Source organism: Enterococcus sp. DIV0802b (assembly GCF_050543535.1).
Taxonomy (GTDB): domain Bacteria; phylum Bacillota; class Bacilli; order Lactobacillales; family Enterococcaceae; genus Enterococcus_D; species Enterococcus_D entomosocium.
In genome coordinates this window covers 3,247,154-3,265,000 of sequence record NZ_CP172941.1, presented here as the reverse complement: position 1 = coordinate 3,265,000, position 17,847 = coordinate 3,247,154, and the positions used below count along the sequence as shown (strand labels likewise).

Sequence of the window (17,847 nt, the reverse complement as noted above, 5' to 3'; positions counted from 1 at the left end):
AAATGACAGAGAAACACTTATTTACATCAGAGTCCGTATCAGAAGGACACCCAGACAAAGTAGCCGACCAAATCAGTGATGCCATCTTAGATGCGTTGCTTGCCGAAGATCCAATGGCTCGGGTTGCTTGTGAAACGTCAGTTACCACCGGATTGGTTTTAGTTTTTGGAGAAATTTCTACTTCTGCTTACGTAGATATCCAAAAAGTCGTCCGTGAAACCATCAAAGAAATCGGCTATACACGAGCAAAATTCGGCTTTGACGGCGATACGGTTGCTGTTTTAGTAGCGATCGATGAGCAATCACCAGATATCGCTCAAGGCGTTGACGATGCTTTAGAAAGTCGCGGAGAAACGGATAAAGAAGATATCGGTGCCGGTGACCAAGGCTTGATGTTTGGTTTTGCCGTTGATGAAACACCTGAATTGATGCCTTTACCAATCGCATTGAGTCATCGGTTAGTCCGTCGTTTAGCAGAGTTGCGTAAAAACAATGAACTAAGCTACTTGCGTCCAGATGCAAAATCGCAAGTAACTGTTGAATATGATGATAACGATCAACCACAAAGAGTGGACACCGTCGTTATTAGTACCCAGCATGATGATGCGGCTGATAATGAAATGATCCACCGTGATGTCATTGAAAAAGTGATCAAAGAAGTGATTCCTGCCGATCTTTTAGACGAGCAGACAAAATATTATATTAATCCTACTGGTCGTTTTGTGATCGGCGGTCCTCAAGGGGATGCCGGTTTGACAGGCAGAAAAATCATCGTTGATACTTATGGCGGCTATGCTCGTCATGGTGGCGGTGCGTTTTCTGGAAAAGACGCAACCAAAGTTGACCGTTCAGCCAGCTATGCGGCTCGCTACATTGCCAAAAACATCGTAGCAGCAAAGCTAGCCAAAAAAGTGGAAGTCCAATTAGCCTATGCGATCGGTGTGGCACAACCCGTGTCGATCAGCATCAACACTTTTGGTACCGGAACCGTCAGCAACGAGCGCTTGATCCAAGCGGTACGAGAAAACTTTGATTTGCGACCAGCAGGAATTATTGAAATGTTAGATTTGCGCCGTCCGATTTATCGTCAGACTGCCGCTTACGGACATTTCGGTCGTACAGATATCGATTTGCCATGGGAACGCACCGACAAGGTGGCGGCACTTTTGGCAAGTGTGAAGGATTAAAAGAGGCGACCTCTATTGATGACTATCAATAGGGGTTCTTTTTTTTGGAGTAAAAGGAGGAGTTACATGCGAACCAATGTAAAATTAGTCACTATTGCGGTCTTTGTCGCAACGTTTATGACCGCGATCGAAGGAACGATCATTACGACAGCGATGCCTACCATCGTTAGTTCATTGAAAGGAATCGAGATCATGAACTGGGTCTTCTCGATCTATCTTTTGACCAGTGCGATGTTGACCCCGATTTACGGCAAGTTTGCCGATAATATCGGCCGCAAACCAGTCTTTCTATTTGGTACGCTGCTGTTTATTATCGGGTCGGCGTTTTGTGGGATGGCCAACACAATGTTGACGTTGATCATTGCCAGAGCATTGCAAGGATTAGGCGCAGGGGCCATGATGCCCGTTGCCCTAACGATCATTGCGGACCTGTATCCCGTTGAAAAGCGGGCGAAAGTCTTAGGGCTCAATAGCACTGCTTGGGGGATCGCCAGTGTCGTTGGTCCCTTAGCCGGTGGATTGATCGTAGATACGATCGGGTGGCATTGGATCTTCTTTATCAACGTGCCCATCGGATTAGGGTTGATCGCTTTGATTTGGTTTTATTTTCATGAAGAAAAAAAGGCCTTTGCTGCAGTCAACATTGATTATGCAGGCAGTCTCTTGTTGATGTTGACGTTAGTAGGGCTCCTGCTAGGCTTCCAATTGCTTGGAGATTATGGGGTAAGTCTGCCTGTTATCGGTCTGTTCGTTTTTTCTGTCCTCACGTTTATCGGCTTCATTCGTGTGGAGAAAAAAGCAGCAGATCCGATTATTGATCTGAAGCTGTTCCACTCAAAATTGTTTGTGGTGGTCAACATCGTAGCAGCTTTGGCTAGCGGCTTCCTGATGGGGATCGATGTTTATATCCCAATGTGGATGCAAGGGGTCTTAGGCATGAGTGCGGGGATTGGCGGCCTTGTGTTGGCACCGTTGTCGATTTTATGGATGATTGGTTCCTTCTTAGCCAGCCGTTGGTTGACACAGCACAGTGTCAGCTGGGTCTTGACGGTTAGCTTGTTGATCACGGCTACCGGTGCTTTGTGGTTGTTTTTGACACCGGCACAGACTTCATTCTGGTTGTTCTTGGTCATTTCTTCTATTACGGGCGTCGGATTAGGGGCAACGATGGTGGTTTGTACCGTTACTGCCCAAACCAGCGTTGCACCCACCCAAGTCGGCGTGGCGACTTCTTTTAATACCCTGCTGCGAACGATCGGGCAAACCATTATGGTGGCGGTCTTCGGTATCGTTTTAAACACCAGCAATAGCGTGGGCTTGGCACAGGCGCAAGTCACTGATAGCAGTGTCATGAATCAGCTGGTAGATCCAGCCGCCGCGCGTCAGCTGCCAACAGCCTTATTAGGGCAATTACGGGAGATTCTTTATAGCGGTCTACACTGGGTTTTTGGGATCGGTGTTTTGTTGATTGTTTTAGCGATTGGTTTGACCCGCACGATTTCGCGAGAATCTGGTACAATATAAAAAAAGGATCGCAGGTGATTGTATGGCTTTTTTACAAGCAAATATCTATTCAAATGTTCTTGAAATGGAGGTAATGATCGATGTGATCTTGCCTCAAAGTACCAAGAAAAAAATCGGCACCCAAAGCCAATCGACGGGCACAGATCTCCCGGTGCTTTATTTATTGCATGGGATGAACGGAAATCATAGTGTTTGGCAGCGACGGACGTCGATCGAGCGGTATGCCGCAGAGTATCAACTAGCGGTCATCATGCCGTCTACTGATCTGGGGTGGTATACCGATACGACCTATGAGATGAAGTATTGGACTTTTATCGCCGAAGAATTACCACAGATTTGCCATGAGCTGTTTCCTCAGCTGACGCAAAAACGAGAAAAAACTTTTGCGGCTGGGCTTTCGATGGGGGGATATGGGGCAGTAAAACTCGGGCTGAGAAAGCCTGACCAGTTTGCGGCGGTAGCGTCTTTGTCTGGGGCATTAGCGCTGGCTGAAAGCATGGATTCCTTGCTGCAGCTGCGAAGCCAAGCTTATTGGGAAGGAATTTTTGGACCATTAGAGCAATTCAAAGGGTCAGAAAATGATTTGATCCATCTGATTGAGACCATCGATCCAAGCACAGCGCCGCGCTTTTTTATTAGCTGCGGAACCGAGGATCAGCTGTATCCGGCAAGTGAATATGCGGTGGATAAGCTGCAAAAACGCAAACTAGCCGTAACGTTTGAATCGGGAACTGGGGATCATGATTGGAATTTTTGGGATCAATGGATCCAACGAGTCCTGCAATGGCTTTTTAGTGAATAAAAAAACCATCAGTCGATCGACACCTTAACGTGCCGAGGACTGATGGTTTTTTCGTTCGATACAAAATAAGATCGGCGGCTGGTTGCGCTGATTGATAAATTGATAGGAAAGGACATTATATTCCTCTTGCGGCAGCTGCTGACAAAAGGAGTGGACTTCTTTCAGCTCTGCTTCGCCGCCAGCGTGTCCATAATAGCAGACGAGGATGATTCTACCTTTCGGGACTAAACGTGTCAGTAAAGCTTCTAAAGCCGTTTTCGTTGTATCAGGCAGCGTGATGATCGCTTTGTCCCCTTTCGGCAAGTAGCCTAAATTGAAAATGGCGGCGTGAACCGGACCACTCACAACATCTGCCAACGTCTCATGGCCTTGATGGATCAGCTGAACTTGCGGCAACAGCTCTTTTTCAGTCAAACGTTTTTTGGTGGCTTGGAGGGCTTGTTCTTGAATATCAAAAGCAAACACCTGACCAGTCGGCCCAACTAAGGAAGCCAGTAATTCCGTGTCAAAGCCGTTGCCCATCGTGGCATCAACAGCGGTATGTCCCGGTTGCACAACTTCTTTTAAAAGGGTGTGGCTATAGCGCATGGCGGTCGGAAGCATTGACAAGCTCCTTTCGCACGTTGAATTTCCCTTGATAGGAGTTGCGGCGTAGCATTTCTTGATCGATCTCATTCAAGACTTCCCATTTTTTCAAACTCCACATTGGACCTACCAGAGAATCCCATGGTGCATCGCCTGTCAAGCGATGAATGATGATCTCTGGGGGGATCATTTCTAACTGATCGCAGATCAATGACACATAGGTATCGCGCCGCATCAATTGCAAACGTCCCTCATGATAATCCCGCAGCATCCGAGTATTGCGCATCAAATGCAGCAGGTGCAGTTTGATGCCTTGGATATCAGAATCTTGAATGGTGCGGCGGACGTTTTCTTGCATCATCTCGATCGTCTCGCCTGGCAGGCCATTGATCAAATGGGTACAGACACGAATATTGTGTTTGCGCAGGCTGGCGACGCCGTCTAAGTAGGTTTGATAATCATGGGCGCGGTTGATGGCATTGCTCGTGGTTTCAAACGTCGTTTGCAGTCCTAATTCGACCCATAAATAAAAGCGTTGATTGAGCTCTGCCAGATAGTCAACGACATCTGCTGGTAAGCAGTCTGGTCGGGTCCCAATGGAGATCCCGACAACACCAGGTAGTGTCAGTACTTGCTCGAAGCGCTCGCGGATCACTGCCACCGGTGCGTGGGTGTTCGTAAAATTTTGAAAATAGACAATGTATTTGTCCACTTGCGGCCACTTTTTGTGCATCATGGCGATCTCTTTTTCAAACTGCTCTGGTAACGGGGCTTCAGGTGCTACGATCATATCGCCAGAGCCGGACACACTGCAAAATGTACAGCCGCCTTTGGCAACGGTGCCGTCACGATTGGGGCAGTCGAAGCCCGCATCGATGGGAACTTTAAAGATTTTTTCGCCAAATTCTTGCCGCAAAGCAAAGTTCCATGAATGGTATCGTTTGTTTTTATCTTCTGCATAAGGAAATGGATTCATTTTTTTACCTTCTTTTATAATTGTTTACGCGTGAAGCGCCAGACAAAACGTTTTTGCAAGTAGTAAGGGTAGGTCAACAGTAGCCAAGACAGGCCGACACAAAAACCGCCTAACACATCACTGGGAAAATGCACGCCAACATAGATGCGGCTGATGCCGATACAACTGATCAATAGGCCTAGCAGAATACGGAGTCCCCATTGCCAAAAAGGCTGCTTGAAGAAAACTGGGACCAAGAAGAGCAATGTCCCATAAAAAACCATACTGCCTGTCGAGTGTCCGCTGGGGAAACTAAAACTTGATTCCGTGACTAAGTGTTCAAGGGTTGGTCGCTCCCGTAAAAAGACCAGTTTGATCAATGGATTAAAGAGCCCGGCAATCCCGATGGTGCCGATACTGAGCCATAGTGCTTCTGCATAATATTTATTGATCACTAAAACGGCTAAAACAGCAAGAAAGAGCAAGATGATCGTGGTAGGATTCGCAAATTTTGTGACCCATAGAAAAAACGGTGTCCAAAACGGATAGCCGGTGCGGATGATGCGAGTCAAGGTTTCGTCAAAGGAGACCAACCAAGTAGGATAAAATTTCACGAGATAGCCGAGAAAAACGAACAGCAGTAAAAAGCAGCTGCCGGCAAATTGAAAATAAAGTTTTTTATGCATGGAAAAGCCTCGTTTCTAGAGAATTTCTGTCCCTTCAAGCAAAGAGACATCTAGAAGGTATTATAGCATTTATCGCAAGACGGAAAAAGCAGGGAACCATTCAGGGAGCATCCCACTGCCAAGGAATATTTTTCGTTGGGTTAAATACAAACTCTTCATTTCAATAAATGTTCGTTTGATTACAAAGAGTTTACAGTTTCTGAAATCGGCTCAAATACCTTTTATAAATTCTTAAGAAATTGTATACTAAACCTACGTTCACTATAAGGAAAAAACGGAGGAATAACGGACATGAACACGAGTCAATCAAGAAAAGTACATCGTCAAGCAGACCAATCGGGCGATAAGTATCGAGTGATCAAAAAAAGTGCAGTTGTTTTAGGAACGACACTGACTGCTTGCTCTGTTGTAGCTCCATTGGTGTCATCGGTTCAAGCAGAAGCCGTAGAGACCTCGATCGCCCAAGTTTCTACTAGCAATTTTGCCGCGCCGAATACTTCCGCATTTATTGCCGAAATCGCTACTTACGCTCAGCCCGTGGCACAAGCCAACGATTTATATGCTTCTGTGATGATCGCACAAGCCATTTTAGAAAGTGGTTGGGGCCGAAGCAGTTTATCAAAAGCACCGAATTATAATCTATTCGGGATCAAAGGCAGCTACAACGGTCAAACCGTTTATATGAGTACTTTGGAGTACTTGAACAATCAATGGTTGACTATGAATGAACCCTTTAAGCGCTACCCATCATACACGCAATCATTCGAAGATAACGCACGTACTTTACGCTCAACCTCTTTACAAAGCGGCGTTTCATATTATTCTGGCGCTTGGAAGAGCAATACGACTTCATATCTTGATGCAACCGCATGGCTAGCAGGCCGCTATGCGACTGCACCCAATTATGCTTCTTCCCTGAATGCAGTGATCCAACAATTTGGTTTGACGCAATACGACACACCTGCTTCTGGCAATGCCGGTGGTGGTGCCACAGCTAGCGCATCAACCAATACTACGACTACAACGGCGGCTGTCAGCACGAGCGGCAGTCAAACCTATACAGTCGCTTCGGGCGACTCTGTATGGTCGATCGCTAACAAACATGGCATCTCCATGGACCAGTTGCGCAGCTTGAACAACATCAAAAATGATTTTGTTTATCCAGGGCAAACGTTGAAAGTCAACGGCAGCACCCAAAGCACTTCGGCAACTTCTACGGTATCGATCGTCAATCGTAATACTTCAGCAACTACATCAGGCAACACCTATACCGTAGTTTCTGGTGATTCAGTCTGGTCGATCGCCAATAAACATGGGATTTCAATGGATCAATTCCGCAGTTTGAACAATATCAAAAATGACTTTGTCTACCCAGGACAAAAAGTTGTCGTCAGCGGTGGTTCGTCTACGAATACCAGCAGTACCACGACAGTCAGCACTGCATCAACTGCTAGCCAAAGCAGTGGCGGTACCTATACAGTGGCAGCGGGTGATTCAGTCTGGTCGATCGCCAACAAACATGGGATCTCCATGGATCAATTTCGCAGTTTGAACAATATCAAAAATGATTTTGTCTACCCAGGACAAAAAGTTGTCGTCAGTGGTAGTTCCGCAACGAGTACAAGTACAACAACGAGCACGACCGTCAGCAGCCAAACCAGCAGCAGTGCTGCAGGCAACACCTATACGGTGGCAGCGGGTGATTCAGTCTGGTCAGTTGCCAATAAACACGGGATTTCGATGGACCAATTCCGCAACTGGAACAACATCAAAAATGATTTTATCTATCCAGGACAAAAGGTGGTCGTCAAGCAAGGCGGCACAACAGCTACTACCAGCACTTCAGCGACAAATGGAACTTACAAGGTCGCATCGGGTGATTCCGTTTGGGGGATCGCAGATAAGTTTGGCATCACGACGGATCAATTTATTCAATGGAACAATATTCAAAATAACTTTATTTACCCAGGACAAACAGTTAGGGTAAAATAGATTGCTATTCCTAATGATTTTTGTTAGGATAAGTGCAAAGAAACTTTCACGTTTGAGAAGGAATAGTAGAAGTACGGTGGGACTTTTAGAGAGTGCATGGTTGGTGGAAATGCACAGCATACCTTTCGAACTCGTCTTCGAGTGATATCTGACTGAACCTGATTTGGCTAGGCAGATACGGCGATGGCCGTTAAAACATCGAGGTCTGCTTTTTTGAGGAGCAGATAAACTTAGGTGGTACCACGTTGATAACGTCCTATAAAAATCATAGCGATTTTTATAGGACTTTTTTTAAGTTTTGCTGGTTGATTTGACGAGCAAAGCACCAATTTTTAGGAGGAGTCCATCGTGAATTACAATCACAAAGAAATCGAAAAAAAATGGCAAAAATATTGGGCAAAGAAAAATGAGTTCAACACCCATGATGAGCCGGACAAACCAAAATTTTATGCGCTAGATATGTTCCCATATCCATCCGGACAAGGATTACATGTCGGACATCCAGAAGGCTATACGGCTACGGATATCTTGAGCCGCTTCAAACGCAGCCAAGGGTACAATGTACTGCACCCAATGGGCTGGGATGCCTTTGGTCTGCCTGCCGAACAATATGCACTAGATACAGGAAATGATCCAGCGGAATTTACGAAGAAAAATATTGAGACCTTCCGCCGTCAAATCAATGCGCTAGGGTTCAGCTATGACTGGAATCGTGAAATCAATACGACAGATCCTGAATATTACAAGTGGACCCAATGGATCTTTACCAAGCTTTATGAAAAAGGGTTAGCTTATGAAGCCGAAGTTCCGGTAAATTGGGTACCAGAGCTTGGAACTGTGATCGCCAATGAAGAAGTCATTGACGGCAAGAGCGAACGGGGCGGCTATGATGTGATCCGCAAACCGATGCGCCAATGGATGCTAAAAATCACGGCATATGCTGATCGTTTGTTGGACGATTTAGAAGAAGTTGATTGGCCAGAAAGCATCAAAGAAATGCAACGCAATTGGATCGGACGTTCTGTCGGAGCCAACGTAACGTTTAAAGTGGCAGGGATGGAAAAAGACTTTACCGTCTTTACGACTCGCCCAGATACCTTGTTTGGTGCGACCTACGCTGTATTGGCACCAGAACATGAGCTAGTGGCTCAAATCACTACCCCAGAACAAAAAGCAGCCATTGATGCCTATGTAGAAGAAGCATCGAAAAAATCTGATTTGAACCGAACAGATTTGGCCAAAGAAAAAACCGGTGTCTTCACTGGTGCCTATGCCATCAATCCCGTGAATGGCAAAGAGATCCCGATTTGGATCGCCGATTACGTTTTGGCTTCTTATGGAACAGGTGCGATCATGGCGGTTCCTGCCCATGACGAACGTGACCACGAATTTGCCAAAACGTTCGGTTTAGAGATCATTCCTGTATTGGCAGGGGGCAACGTGGAAGAATCTGCCTATACCGAAGATGGACTGCATATCAATTCAGACTTTTTGGATGAGCTAGACAAAGAGACAGCCATTGAAAAAATGGTCGCATGGTTGGAAGAAAACCATGTTGGGAAAAAAGAAGTCAGCTATCGTCTTCGCGATTGGTTGTTCTCTCGCCAACGGTATTGGGGTGAACCAATCCCAATCATCCATTGGGAAGATGGGACGACCACAGCGCTTTCTGAAGATCAGCTGCCATTGCGTTTGCCAAAAACCGACAATATCAAACCAAGCGGTACTGGGGAATCGCCATTAGCTAATGTCACGGATTGGGTCAATGTCACCGATCCAGAAACTGGGAAAAAAGGACGTCGCGAAACCAATACGATGCCACAATGGGCAGGAAGCTCATGGTATTTCTTACGCTTTATCGATCCTCATAATAAGTCTGTTTTGGCAGACTATGATAAATTGAAACGCTGGATGCCAGTCGATATTTATATCGGTGGGGCGGAACACGCTGTCTTGCATTTGCTTTATGCTCGCTTCTGGCATAAATTCTTGTATGATATCGGTGTCGTACCAACGAAAGAACCATTTGAAAAATTGTTCAACCAAGGGATGATCCTTGGGGAAAACAATGAAAAAATGTCGAAATCCCGCGGCAACGTCGTCAATCCAGATGATGTCATCAATCAATACGGTGCAGATACTTTGCGTCTATATGAAATGTTTATGGGACCATTGGATGCATCGATCGCCTGGAATGAGAATGGCCTTGAAGGCAGTCGCAAATTCTTGGATCGCGTGTGGCGCTTGATCGTCGATGAAAATGGCAAAATGCGCGACCGCATCACGACATTCAACGATGGAAAATTGTCGAAGGTGTATAACCAAACGGTTAAAAAAGTGACGGAAGATTATGAACAGCTGCATTTCAATACAGCGATTTCCCAATTGATGGTCTTCGTCAATGAAGCGTATAAAGCTGATGCCTTACCTTACGAGTATGTCGAAGGATTTGTGCAGCTATTGGCTCCAATCGCACCGCATATCGGTGAAGAGCTCTGGTCGATCCTCGGGAATGACCATGGGATCTCTTATGTGCCTTGGCCAACCTATGACGAAAGTGCCCTAGTGGAAGATGAGATCGAAGTCGTCTTTCAAGTCAACGGCAAAGTTCGTGCTAAAGCAATGGTTCCAGCAGACGCAGAAAAAGCTGTGCTTGAACAATTGGCCCAAGAAAACGAACTTGTCCAAGAACAGCTGCAAGGAAAAACAATCCGCAAAGTGATCGTCGTACCCAATAAATTGGTCAATATCGTTGCAAACTAAACGCTAAAAAAGTAGCTGCCTAACAGGTCAATGGTCTGTTAGGCAGCTTTTTGGTAGCGACAAAGAAAAAAAGTGTTACTGAGTGGTTCTCAGCAACACTTTTTTGTTATTTTTTGCGAATGATACCATAGAACAAAGCGGCTGTTGCGACCAATGGAATCAAGATCACTAGTAGAAAGCCGTTTGGATACGTAGCGCGAGTGAAAATTTCTGATGAAGCATCACTTCCGCCAAATAGATGATTGGAAATCATGAACTGAGCCATCATAGCAACGATTGCGACAAAACCAATTGCAGCACCAGTACCGACGAATAATTTTTTCTTTGCGTTGTTCATTACATTTGCCCCTTTTATAGTCTCTATGTATCATTATACAAAATTTGGATACGTGTTCAATCTGATTTTGTCAAATAATTGATTCGTAATACACTTGAAATGTTTCTGACATATTTAAGCGCTAAAAAAGCCAAATTTCCGCTTGTTAGCGATCATATTATTCGCTGATCCTCACAGACTCTCGTATAATAAAGAAAGAGAAAAGAAAGAGGGGACTTACATGGAGTATCAATCATTTGAAGGCCAAACGGCTTTTTTTGAAGATTATGCACGGATTGCCAAACCTGGCTATGAAGAAGAGGCAGTCACTGCCGATGTCTTGGAACAGTTGAATCAACAATTAACAGAAGAAGAGCTGTTTTACCGTTTAGCAGCCGAAGATGCCAAAGAAGGGCAAGTCTTTTTGTTTCCTTTCAGCAAGCGAATGTTTACCGAAGACCTTGACGCTGCCATTTCAACAGAATTCCGTTATGATGGCGCACCCTATGTCTATGAGACTTACGAAGATGAACAACCTTAATCACACAGGAAAAAAGCTTTCAGATGATTTAATGGATCATCTGAAAGCTTTTTTTGTTGAGACAACTTGTTGCTATTGGTGCTTGGCTTGCTGCTGCGCTAAGGTCAAGTCACCGATGTAAGGGACTTTTTTTCCAGCGACTTTCAAGTATTGTTCGGCGCCTTTGCCCGCAATAATCACGATATCACGACCGTCTGCTTCAGCGATCGCCAATTTGACGGCTTGAGCCCGATCCATCTCATGAATGATGGCAACTTCAGGATTGGTGATAGCATCTGCAATTTCTTTTGCGATCGCAGCTGCTTCTTCAAAATCAGGATCATCGCTGGTCAGGTAGACTTTGTCCGCATATTCTCCTAGCGCTCGTCCCATATCTGCTCGGCGAGATTGGGCTTTTCCGCCAGCACTGCCAGTGACAAAAAGCAGGCGGCCATCTGGGCGTAATTGACGGGCAAGTTCACTTAATGATTGGAAGCTCAGGTAATTGTGGGCATAGTCAACGATCATGACGGCGCCATTTTCTTTTTCTAAAACGATCATTCGTCCAGGGATGATCACTGTCGGCAGGACTTTCTGAGCGTCCTTACGAGAGGCACCCGCTAAGCAGGCAGCCAAAATCGCCGCTGCGGCATTCTCATGGTTGAAAGAACCTAAGATCCCCAGTTGATATTCACCAGAGACCTGCAAGACATCAGAAGCAGCTGTCAGGGCAAAACTCTTTAGGTCCATTCCTTCTTGGACGACATAATCGGCGTCTGAACGTCCGTAGGTGATATAAGGAACTTGATGGACTTCACAAGTTTCTCGCAGCAAGTGGTAGTGATCGCTTTGACGATTTAAAATCATTTGTTTGCTGTTGCGGATCAGTTCCCGTTTGCAGTAAAGGTAATCATCATAAGTCGGGTGTTCCACCGGTCCAATGTGATCAGGCGAAATATTCAAGAACGCGCCAATATCAAAGGTAATGCCGGCGACCCGTTTGGTTTTATACGCTTGAGAAGAAACTTCCATTACAAGATGGGTCATGCCGTTTGCAACAGCCTCAGCCATCATTTTATAAAGATCCAGTGTTTCGGGAGTCGTCAACACTGCTTCATTAAAGGTTTTTCCATCGACTGAGTTTTCCTCCGATGAAAAGAATGCTACTTTTTGACCCGTCGATTCTGCTAAAATCGCCCGAGCAAAATAGGCGCAGCTGGTTTTGCCTTTTGTGCCAGTGATGCCGATGGTCACTAGCTGTTCTTGCGGGTTACCATAAAACGCTTGAGCGATCACTGCCATCGTTTCTCGAATGTCCGTAACAATGATCCCGTAGGTTGCGAAGTTGTCATAAGGTGTTTCTGAAATGTAGCACTGAATGCCTTGATCAATGGCGGCGGCCAGGTAGCTTTCTTTAAAAGAAGCCCCTTTACAGAAAAAAAGCGTTGCCGCATTGGCCGTTCGCGAGTCGTAACTTAAGGAGGTAAAGGCAATATCAGTCATTTCTTGCGGCACGGTATAAACCCAATCAGTGGGGGTGATGATTTCTTTTAGTAGGTTTTCCTGCAATAAGAGTTTGCGGATCTGTGGCACGGTAATAAGTTCCTTTTGCATCGTTGTTCTCCTTCATTCCTCTAAAGATTTCTCTTATTATAGCATAACTCCTAAAAACCGCCGTTTAGGAGGGAAAAGTTTTCTTTTTTTTCTTCTTATTTTGAAGAAACTTTAAGATGTTGCAAAAATAGATTGCGACCAACTCTTTTTCGAATTAAAATGGAAGGGATATGTTTGTAGAAAGTTGGAGATAATGGCGATGGATAATCACATGCGTTCAGTGTCAAAAGAATTAACTACACAAGAAAAAATGGCTCAAGGATCTGCTTGGATGACAATGGGCAATATCGGTTCACGTTTGCTTGGCGCCATTTACATTTTACCTTGGTATTATTGGATGGGGGCAAATGCCGATAAAGCAAATGCGTTATTTGGGATGGGCTATAATGTTTACGCCTTATTTTTAATGATCTCAACTGCTGGGATCCCATCGGCAATTGCCAAGCAGATTTCTTTTTATAATTCTCGCCAAGAATACCGCACCAGCCAGAAGCTCTTTTTAAGGGCCTTCCAATTGATGGCAGGCTTTGGCGTGGTGACCGCCGGAATCATGTATTTGGCAGCCCCATGGTTGGCAACGGCTTCAGGTGGCGGGGAAGAATTGATTCCTGCAATGCGCTCATTGAGCATTGCACTATTGGTCTTTCCTTGTATGAGTGTTATGCGAGGATACTTCCAAGGAAACCAAGACATGAAACCTTTTGCGATCTCGCAAGTTGTCGAACAAATCGCCCGCGTCTGCTATATGCTTTTGGCGACCTTCATCATTATGCGGGTTATCGAAGGCGAATACACGGCGGCTGTGACGCAATCGACCTTTGCCGCCTTTATCGGTGTCTTAGCCAGTATTTTGGTTTTAGGCTATTACTTCCAAAAGCAACGGGTGCGGATGGACGTCTTAGTCGATATGAGCAAAGAAGAAACCGTGTTGCAAACCAAAGAATTGGTTTTAGCGACCATCAAAGAAGCGATCCCTTTTATTATCGTTGGTTCTGGGATCACGATTTTAAAATTGGTGGATCAATACACCTTTGTGCGGATCATGAGTAGTTTTACTGAATTTTCAAATGATCAGCTCTTAGAATTAATGGCGATTTTCGGTAGCAACCCTGATAAGTTGACGATGGTGGTTATCGGATTAGCTACTTCCATGGCTTCAACAGGCTTGCCTTTGATCAGTGAAGCAGTCGCCAAAAAAGACAAAAAGAACTTAGCTAAATTGATCAGCAACAACTTACAATTGTATTCCTTTGTAATGTTCCCAGCGACCTTCGGGATGATCGTGCTGTCTTATCCCTTATACACCTTGTTTTATCGTCCAGATGCGTTAGGAGCGAGCGTTTTAGTCGCTGCCTGTCTGTCTGGTCTGGTCTTGGGCTTGTTTATGCTTAGTTCTAGTATGCTGCAAGGAATGTACCACAACAAAGAAGCCGTTGTTTTCTTCTTTGTAGGATTGCTGGTGAAGTTGATCCTGCAGTATCCAGCGATTCGGTTGTTCCAAGTTTATGGCCCATTAGTTTCCACGACGATTGCTTTAGGGATCGTCTGCTGGCTGAACATTCGCAAGATGATTCGCAAAGGCCATTTCAATGTAAACTTAACGTTGCGACGGACGTTATTGATTGGCGCGATGACGATCATTATGGTGATCGCAGCGTTGATCGCCCGCCAACTCTTTGGTCTCATCTTTAGCTCGGAAAGAAAAGTCCAAGCCTTTATCTTGAGCTTGCTAGTAGCAGGAGTCGGTGGCAGTGTGTACATCTACATTGCGCTGAAATTGCGTTTAGCTGAAAAACTACTCGGCTCATCAATGGTTCGTTTACGCCAGAAATTACACATCAAATAAAACTAGAAGCAGCCGCTGAGCCTCCTTTGCGAGACCTTGGCGGCTGTTTTATATGAAAGGAAGAAACCGATGCGTTTAGACAAGTTTTTAGCGGATATGGGCTATGGCTCCCGCAAAGAAGTGAAACAGTTGATCAAAAAAGGTCTCGTGACCGTCAATGGACAAGTCATCAAGAGTGACAAAGCGCAAGTACTAGAAACACAAGATACCGTTTGTTTTGAGGGGGAACCCATCGTCTATCAAAGCCAGTTTTATTATTTGCTGAATAAACCCGCTGGAGTGATTTCGGCAACCGTCGATTCCTATGAAGAGACGGTCTTAGATTTGTTTTCTGAAGAAGCGTTTCGCGAAGATTTGTTTCCAGTAGGACGGTTGGATAAAGACACCGAAGGCTTTTTGCTGATTACGAACGATGGCGGATTGGCGCATCAATTATTGTCGCCTAAGAAGCATGTGGAAAAAGAATATTATGCCCAAGTCGAGGGAATCATGACAGCGGAGGATCAAAAAAACTTTGCCAAAGGCATCAAATTAGACGGCGAGTGGACCTTGCCGGCTGAACTGCAGATCCTCAACGTCGATGAAGACGAAACGCGCAGCGAAATCAAACTGATCCTCCATGAAGGCAAGTTTCATCAAGTCAAACGGATGGTCCATGCAGTAGGAAAAGAAGTCGTTTATTTGAAACGGATTCGCATGGGAGGCCTGTCCCTGCCAGATGATTTGGCATTAGGCGAGTATCGGGAATTGACTCCTGAGGAATTGGCGAAGCTGCAAGAGCGAGGATAAGACGATCGGCGAGCTAAAGAAATTCTTATGAAAGTTGTTATTCGGCTGCAATATTTGTAAAAAAAGCCCGTTTTATAGGTGATTTACATGAAAGTTTGCAACAATAGACTTTAAACTGTTGGAAAAACCCTCTTTTTTTTCATGAATAAGCATGTTAAAGTAGCCAAGCTACTAAAAAAAGAAGGAGTTACCTCATTGAAGAAAAAGATTTTTTTATTGCTCGCCCTTACGTTGCCTCTTTTCCAGCCAGCTATCAGTTATGCTGCTGAAACCAAGAGCAGCGAGGAACTGACGGTTTTGACCACAGAACTAGCCTCTTATGAAGACGAAGTCACCACCAGCCAACAGAAAGTCACAGCGTTGGAAAGTCAATTAGCGGATTATCAGGAAGAATTAAGCCAATTGGCAGAAGAAAGCAAGGAAGTTCAAACGCAGATCACTGCACTGAATGATCAAAAAGCCCAGCACCAAGGAAGCCAAGCGCAAAGCAGTCTGGTAGTCGATGGACCGCAAGCCACGATCCAGCAACTACGCAAGTTTAGTGAACAACAAGCGGCTTTACGGGAAGTGAACCAACAATTGGCGGAAAAAGAAGCCGAACAACAACGAATCACTTCGTACCAAACCTTGACGCAAGCCCAATTAGTACATAGCGAAGAACAATTAGCAACAGCCAAAAAAGAATTGCAGTCCCAACAAGAGCAGCTGCAGCAGACGCAAGCCCAAGTGCAAGACCTACAAGAAAAAGTGGAGCAAGAAGCAAAAGCAGCTGAAGAAGCGAAACAAAAAGCCAAAGAAGCAGCGGAGAAAGCGGCAGCCAGTGAATTTTCACTGCCAATCACTGGCTCCGTGTCGATCTCCAGCGGTTTTGGTACTCGAGCAGACCCGACTGGTTTTTCAGGGACGCAGCATGACGGGATCGACTTCACAGGTCAAGCGGGGGAGAAGATCGTCGCCGCTCGTGATGGACAGGTAGAAGATGCTGGCTATGGCCCAAGCACTGGAAATTACGTGATTTTGGCTCACGATAATGGCTTTTACTCGTATTATTTTCATTTAACAGCTGTCAGTGTCTCAAAGGGGGCGACCGTTGCAGTCGGCGACCAAGTCGGTACGATGGGGACGACTGGAAATTCGACAGGCGTCCATCTGCACTTTGGACTGAGTAAGACGTTGTGGTCAGATTTCGTTGATCCAGCAGCTTACTTACCGCTATAAACCAAAATACCAAGTAGAAGCATGGAGAAAATCATCTGAAACCAAAAAGCATGACTGACAAGAGGGATTCCTCAAGTCGTCATGCTTTTTGGTTGCTTACCACAAGCCCGGTTGAGCGATGATCACTAACTGTTCTTTGGTAAAAGGATGCTCTAGATGCAATTCGTAGCCATGCAGCAGCAAACGTGGCGCTGGTTTGTTTTGGTAAAGCGGGTCGCCAACGACTGGATGACCGATGCTGGCAAGGTGGACGCGAATTTGGTGGGTCCTACCAGTTTCTAACACACAATACACATTGGTTGTCTTTTGTTGGGCGTGGGCGATGGTTACATGGGTGACGGCTGACTGACCGTTGCGGGAGTCAATGATCCGCTTGCGACGATCGTGACGGTCACGACCGATTTTTTTGGCGATCGTTTGATCTTGCGTAAGTTTCCCCAAAACAGTGGCTTGATAGCGACGGAAAATCTGTTTGTTTTCCAGCATTCGGCCCAAGATCGGCAACACCAAAGGATTTTTTGCAAATAAAACCACACCGCTGGTTTCTTTGTCTAAACGATGGACCACATAAGGCTGCTGCTGTTTCGGCGCAAGGTAAGCAGCTGCATCATTCAACAGAGTATCGGCTTCTAATGGCTGATTTGGGTGCGTCTTGACCCCGGCAGGCTTGTTCAGCACCAATAAGTGTTCATCTTCAAAAAGTACGTCGACTTTGTCCGCTTGGCCTAACTGGATCGGCTGGTAGCTGTAATCACTGTCTTCAATGATCAAAGTGATTTGATCGCCGCCACGAACTTCTTGATGAAACATCGCGGGCTGCTGATTGACGGCCACATTTTTCCGTGTGCGCAGAAAATGGCGCACTTTTCGTGGAACGAGCCACTCCTGTTCCAACAAATCGCGAAGCGGCATGGGCGGGTGATTTTCGGGTAAAGTCATGGTGTATTCCATAATAACGTCCTTTCTTTGCTATTCGCTACCGACTATTATAGCATCTTTAAGCTTTTCTTATAAAAAAAACAATAAAAAACAGAGTATTCAATGCTAGAA

General features: G+C 45.4%; 15 protein-coding genes, 1 riboswitch and 1 other annotated feature (1 of these 17 running past the window's edge). Of the genes, 9 read left to right on the top strand and 6 right to left on the bottom strand.

The window, feature by feature from the left end:
* Positions 1-5: riboswitch (SMK box riboswitch) on the top strand; it begins 77 nt to the left of the window's first position.
* The 3 genes from metK to IGJ12_RS15195 all read left to right on the top strand — a co-directional run bounded on the left by metK (position 3) and on the right by IGJ12_RS15195 (position 3,513).
* A complete protein-coding gene (gene metK / locus IGJ12_RS15205; RefSeq protein ID WP_060792588.1) occupies positions 3-1,187 on the top strand; it encodes a methionine adenosyltransferase in 1,185 nt (394 codons plus the stop codon). (Overlaps the previous riboswitch by 3 nt.)
* A gap of 66 nt (positions 1,188-1,253) precedes the next feature.
* Positions 1,254-2,711 (top strand): MDR family MFS transporter, encoded by a 1,458-nt coding sequence (locus IGJ12_RS15200; protein WP_086298745.1) that lies wholly within the window; start codon positions 1,254-1,256, stop codon positions 2,709-2,711.
* Between the two features lie 22 nt (positions 2,712-2,733).
* Positions 2,734-3,513 (top strand): alpha/beta hydrolase, encoded by a 780-nt coding sequence (locus IGJ12_RS15195; RefSeq protein ID WP_005227672.1) that lies wholly within the window; start codon positions 2,734-2,736, stop codon positions 3,511-3,513.
* Between the two features lie 24 nt (positions 3,514-3,537).
* On the opposite strand, the gene IGJ12_RS15190 is transcribed toward IGJ12_RS15195, so the two are convergent.
* The 3 genes from IGJ12_RS15190 to IGJ12_RS15180 are packed head-to-tail and all read right to left on the bottom strand — an operon-like array spanning position 3,538 to position 5,739.
* Positions 3,538-4,116, bottom strand: a complete 579-nt coding sequence (locus IGJ12_RS15190) for a tRNA (mnm(5)s(2)U34)-methyltransferase (RefSeq protein ID WP_005233365.1) — start codon at positions 4,114-4,116, stop codon at positions 3,538-3,540.
* Positions 4,091-5,074, bottom strand: coding sequence for a TIGR01212 family radical SAM protein (locus IGJ12_RS15185; protein ID WP_016613000.1), 984 nt, complete (start codon positions 5,072-5,074; stop codon positions 4,091-4,093). The genes IGJ12_RS15190 and IGJ12_RS15185 overlap by 26 nt, the downstream gene beginning before the upstream one ends.
* 14 nt (positions 5,075-5,088) lie before the next feature.
* Complete coding sequence (locus IGJ12_RS15180; protein WP_008382009.1) at positions 5,089-5,739, bottom strand: phosphatase PAP2 family protein; 651 nt, start codon at positions 5,737-5,739, stop codon at positions 5,089-5,091.
* 291 nt (positions 5,740-6,030) lie between these two features.
* Here IGJ12_RS15180 and IGJ12_RS15175 point away from each other — a divergent pair, with 291 nt between their 5' ends.
* Positions 6,031-7,731 carry a muramidase family protein gene (locus tag IGJ12_RS15175; protein WP_005233372.1) on the top strand — a complete coding sequence of 567 codons (1,701 nt, stop codon included), beginning with the start codon at positions 6,031-6,033 and terminating at the stop codon, positions 7,729-7,731.
* Between the two features lie 42 nt (positions 7,732-7,773).
* Positions 7,774-7,993 (top strand) — a binding site (T-box leader).
* An 86-nt stretch (positions 7,994-8,079) separates the two neighbouring features.
* The gene (gene leuS, locus IGJ12_RS15170) at positions 8,080-10,494 is read left to right on the top strand and encodes a leucine--tRNA ligase (protein ID WP_430619167.1); all 2,415 of its coding nucleotides are present in this window, start codon (positions 8,080-8,082) and stop codon (positions 10,492-10,494) included.
* Positions 10,495-10,600: 106 nt separating this feature from the next.
* Here leuS and IGJ12_RS15165 read toward each other — a convergent pair whose 3' ends face one another.
* Positions 10,601-10,831, bottom strand: a complete 231-nt coding sequence (locus IGJ12_RS15165) for a hypothetical protein (protein WP_005233376.1) — start codon at positions 10,829-10,831, stop codon at positions 10,601-10,603.
* 220 nt (positions 10,832-11,051) lie between these two features.
* On the opposite strand from IGJ12_RS15165, the gene IGJ12_RS15160 reads away from it, so the two are divergent.
* The gene (locus IGJ12_RS15160) at positions 11,052-11,351 is read left to right on the top strand and encodes a DUF5960 family protein (RefSeq protein WP_008382014.1); all 300 of its coding nucleotides are present in this window, start codon (positions 11,052-11,054) and stop codon (positions 11,349-11,351) included.
* Between the two features lie 72 nt (positions 11,352-11,423).
* Here the strand turns inward: IGJ12_RS15160 and murE are convergent, their stop codons facing one another.
* Positions 11,424-12,944 carry a UDP-N-acetylmuramyl-tripeptide synthetase gene (gene murE, locus IGJ12_RS15155; RefSeq protein ID WP_144331055.1) on the bottom strand — a complete coding sequence of 507 codons (1,521 nt, stop codon included), beginning with the start codon at positions 12,942-12,944 and terminating at the stop codon, positions 11,424-11,426.
* A gap of 199 nt (positions 12,945-13,143) precedes the next feature.
* Between murE and IGJ12_RS15150 the strand changes: the two genes are divergently transcribed.
* The 3 genes from IGJ12_RS15150 (at position 13,144) to IGJ12_RS15140 (ending at position 16,797) form a co-directional block, all read left to right on the top strand.
* Positions 13,144-14,790, top strand: coding sequence for a putative polysaccharide biosynthesis protein (locus tag IGJ12_RS15150; protein ID WP_008382016.1), 1,647 nt, complete (start codon positions 13,144-13,146; stop codon positions 14,788-14,790).
* 69 nt (positions 14,791-14,859) lie between these two features.
* Positions 14,860-15,579, top strand: coding sequence for a pseudouridine synthase (locus IGJ12_RS15145; protein WP_101699435.1), 720 nt, complete (start codon positions 14,860-14,862; stop codon positions 15,577-15,579).
* A 141-nt stretch (positions 15,580-15,720) separates the two neighbouring features.
* Positions 15,721-16,797 (top strand): M23 family metallopeptidase, encoded by a 1,077-nt coding sequence (locus tag IGJ12_RS15140; RefSeq protein WP_016620004.1) that lies wholly within the window; start codon positions 15,721-15,723, stop codon positions 16,795-16,797.
* A 96-nt stretch (positions 16,798-16,893) separates the two neighbouring features.
* Here the strand turns inward: IGJ12_RS15140 and IGJ12_RS15135 are convergent, their stop codons facing one another.
* Positions 16,894-17,748 (bottom strand): RluA family pseudouridine synthase, encoded by an 855-nt coding sequence (locus IGJ12_RS15135; RefSeq protein ID WP_016620005.1) that lies wholly within the window; start codon positions 17,746-17,748, stop codon positions 16,894-16,896.
* Positions 17,749-17,847 lie beyond the last annotated feature (99 nt).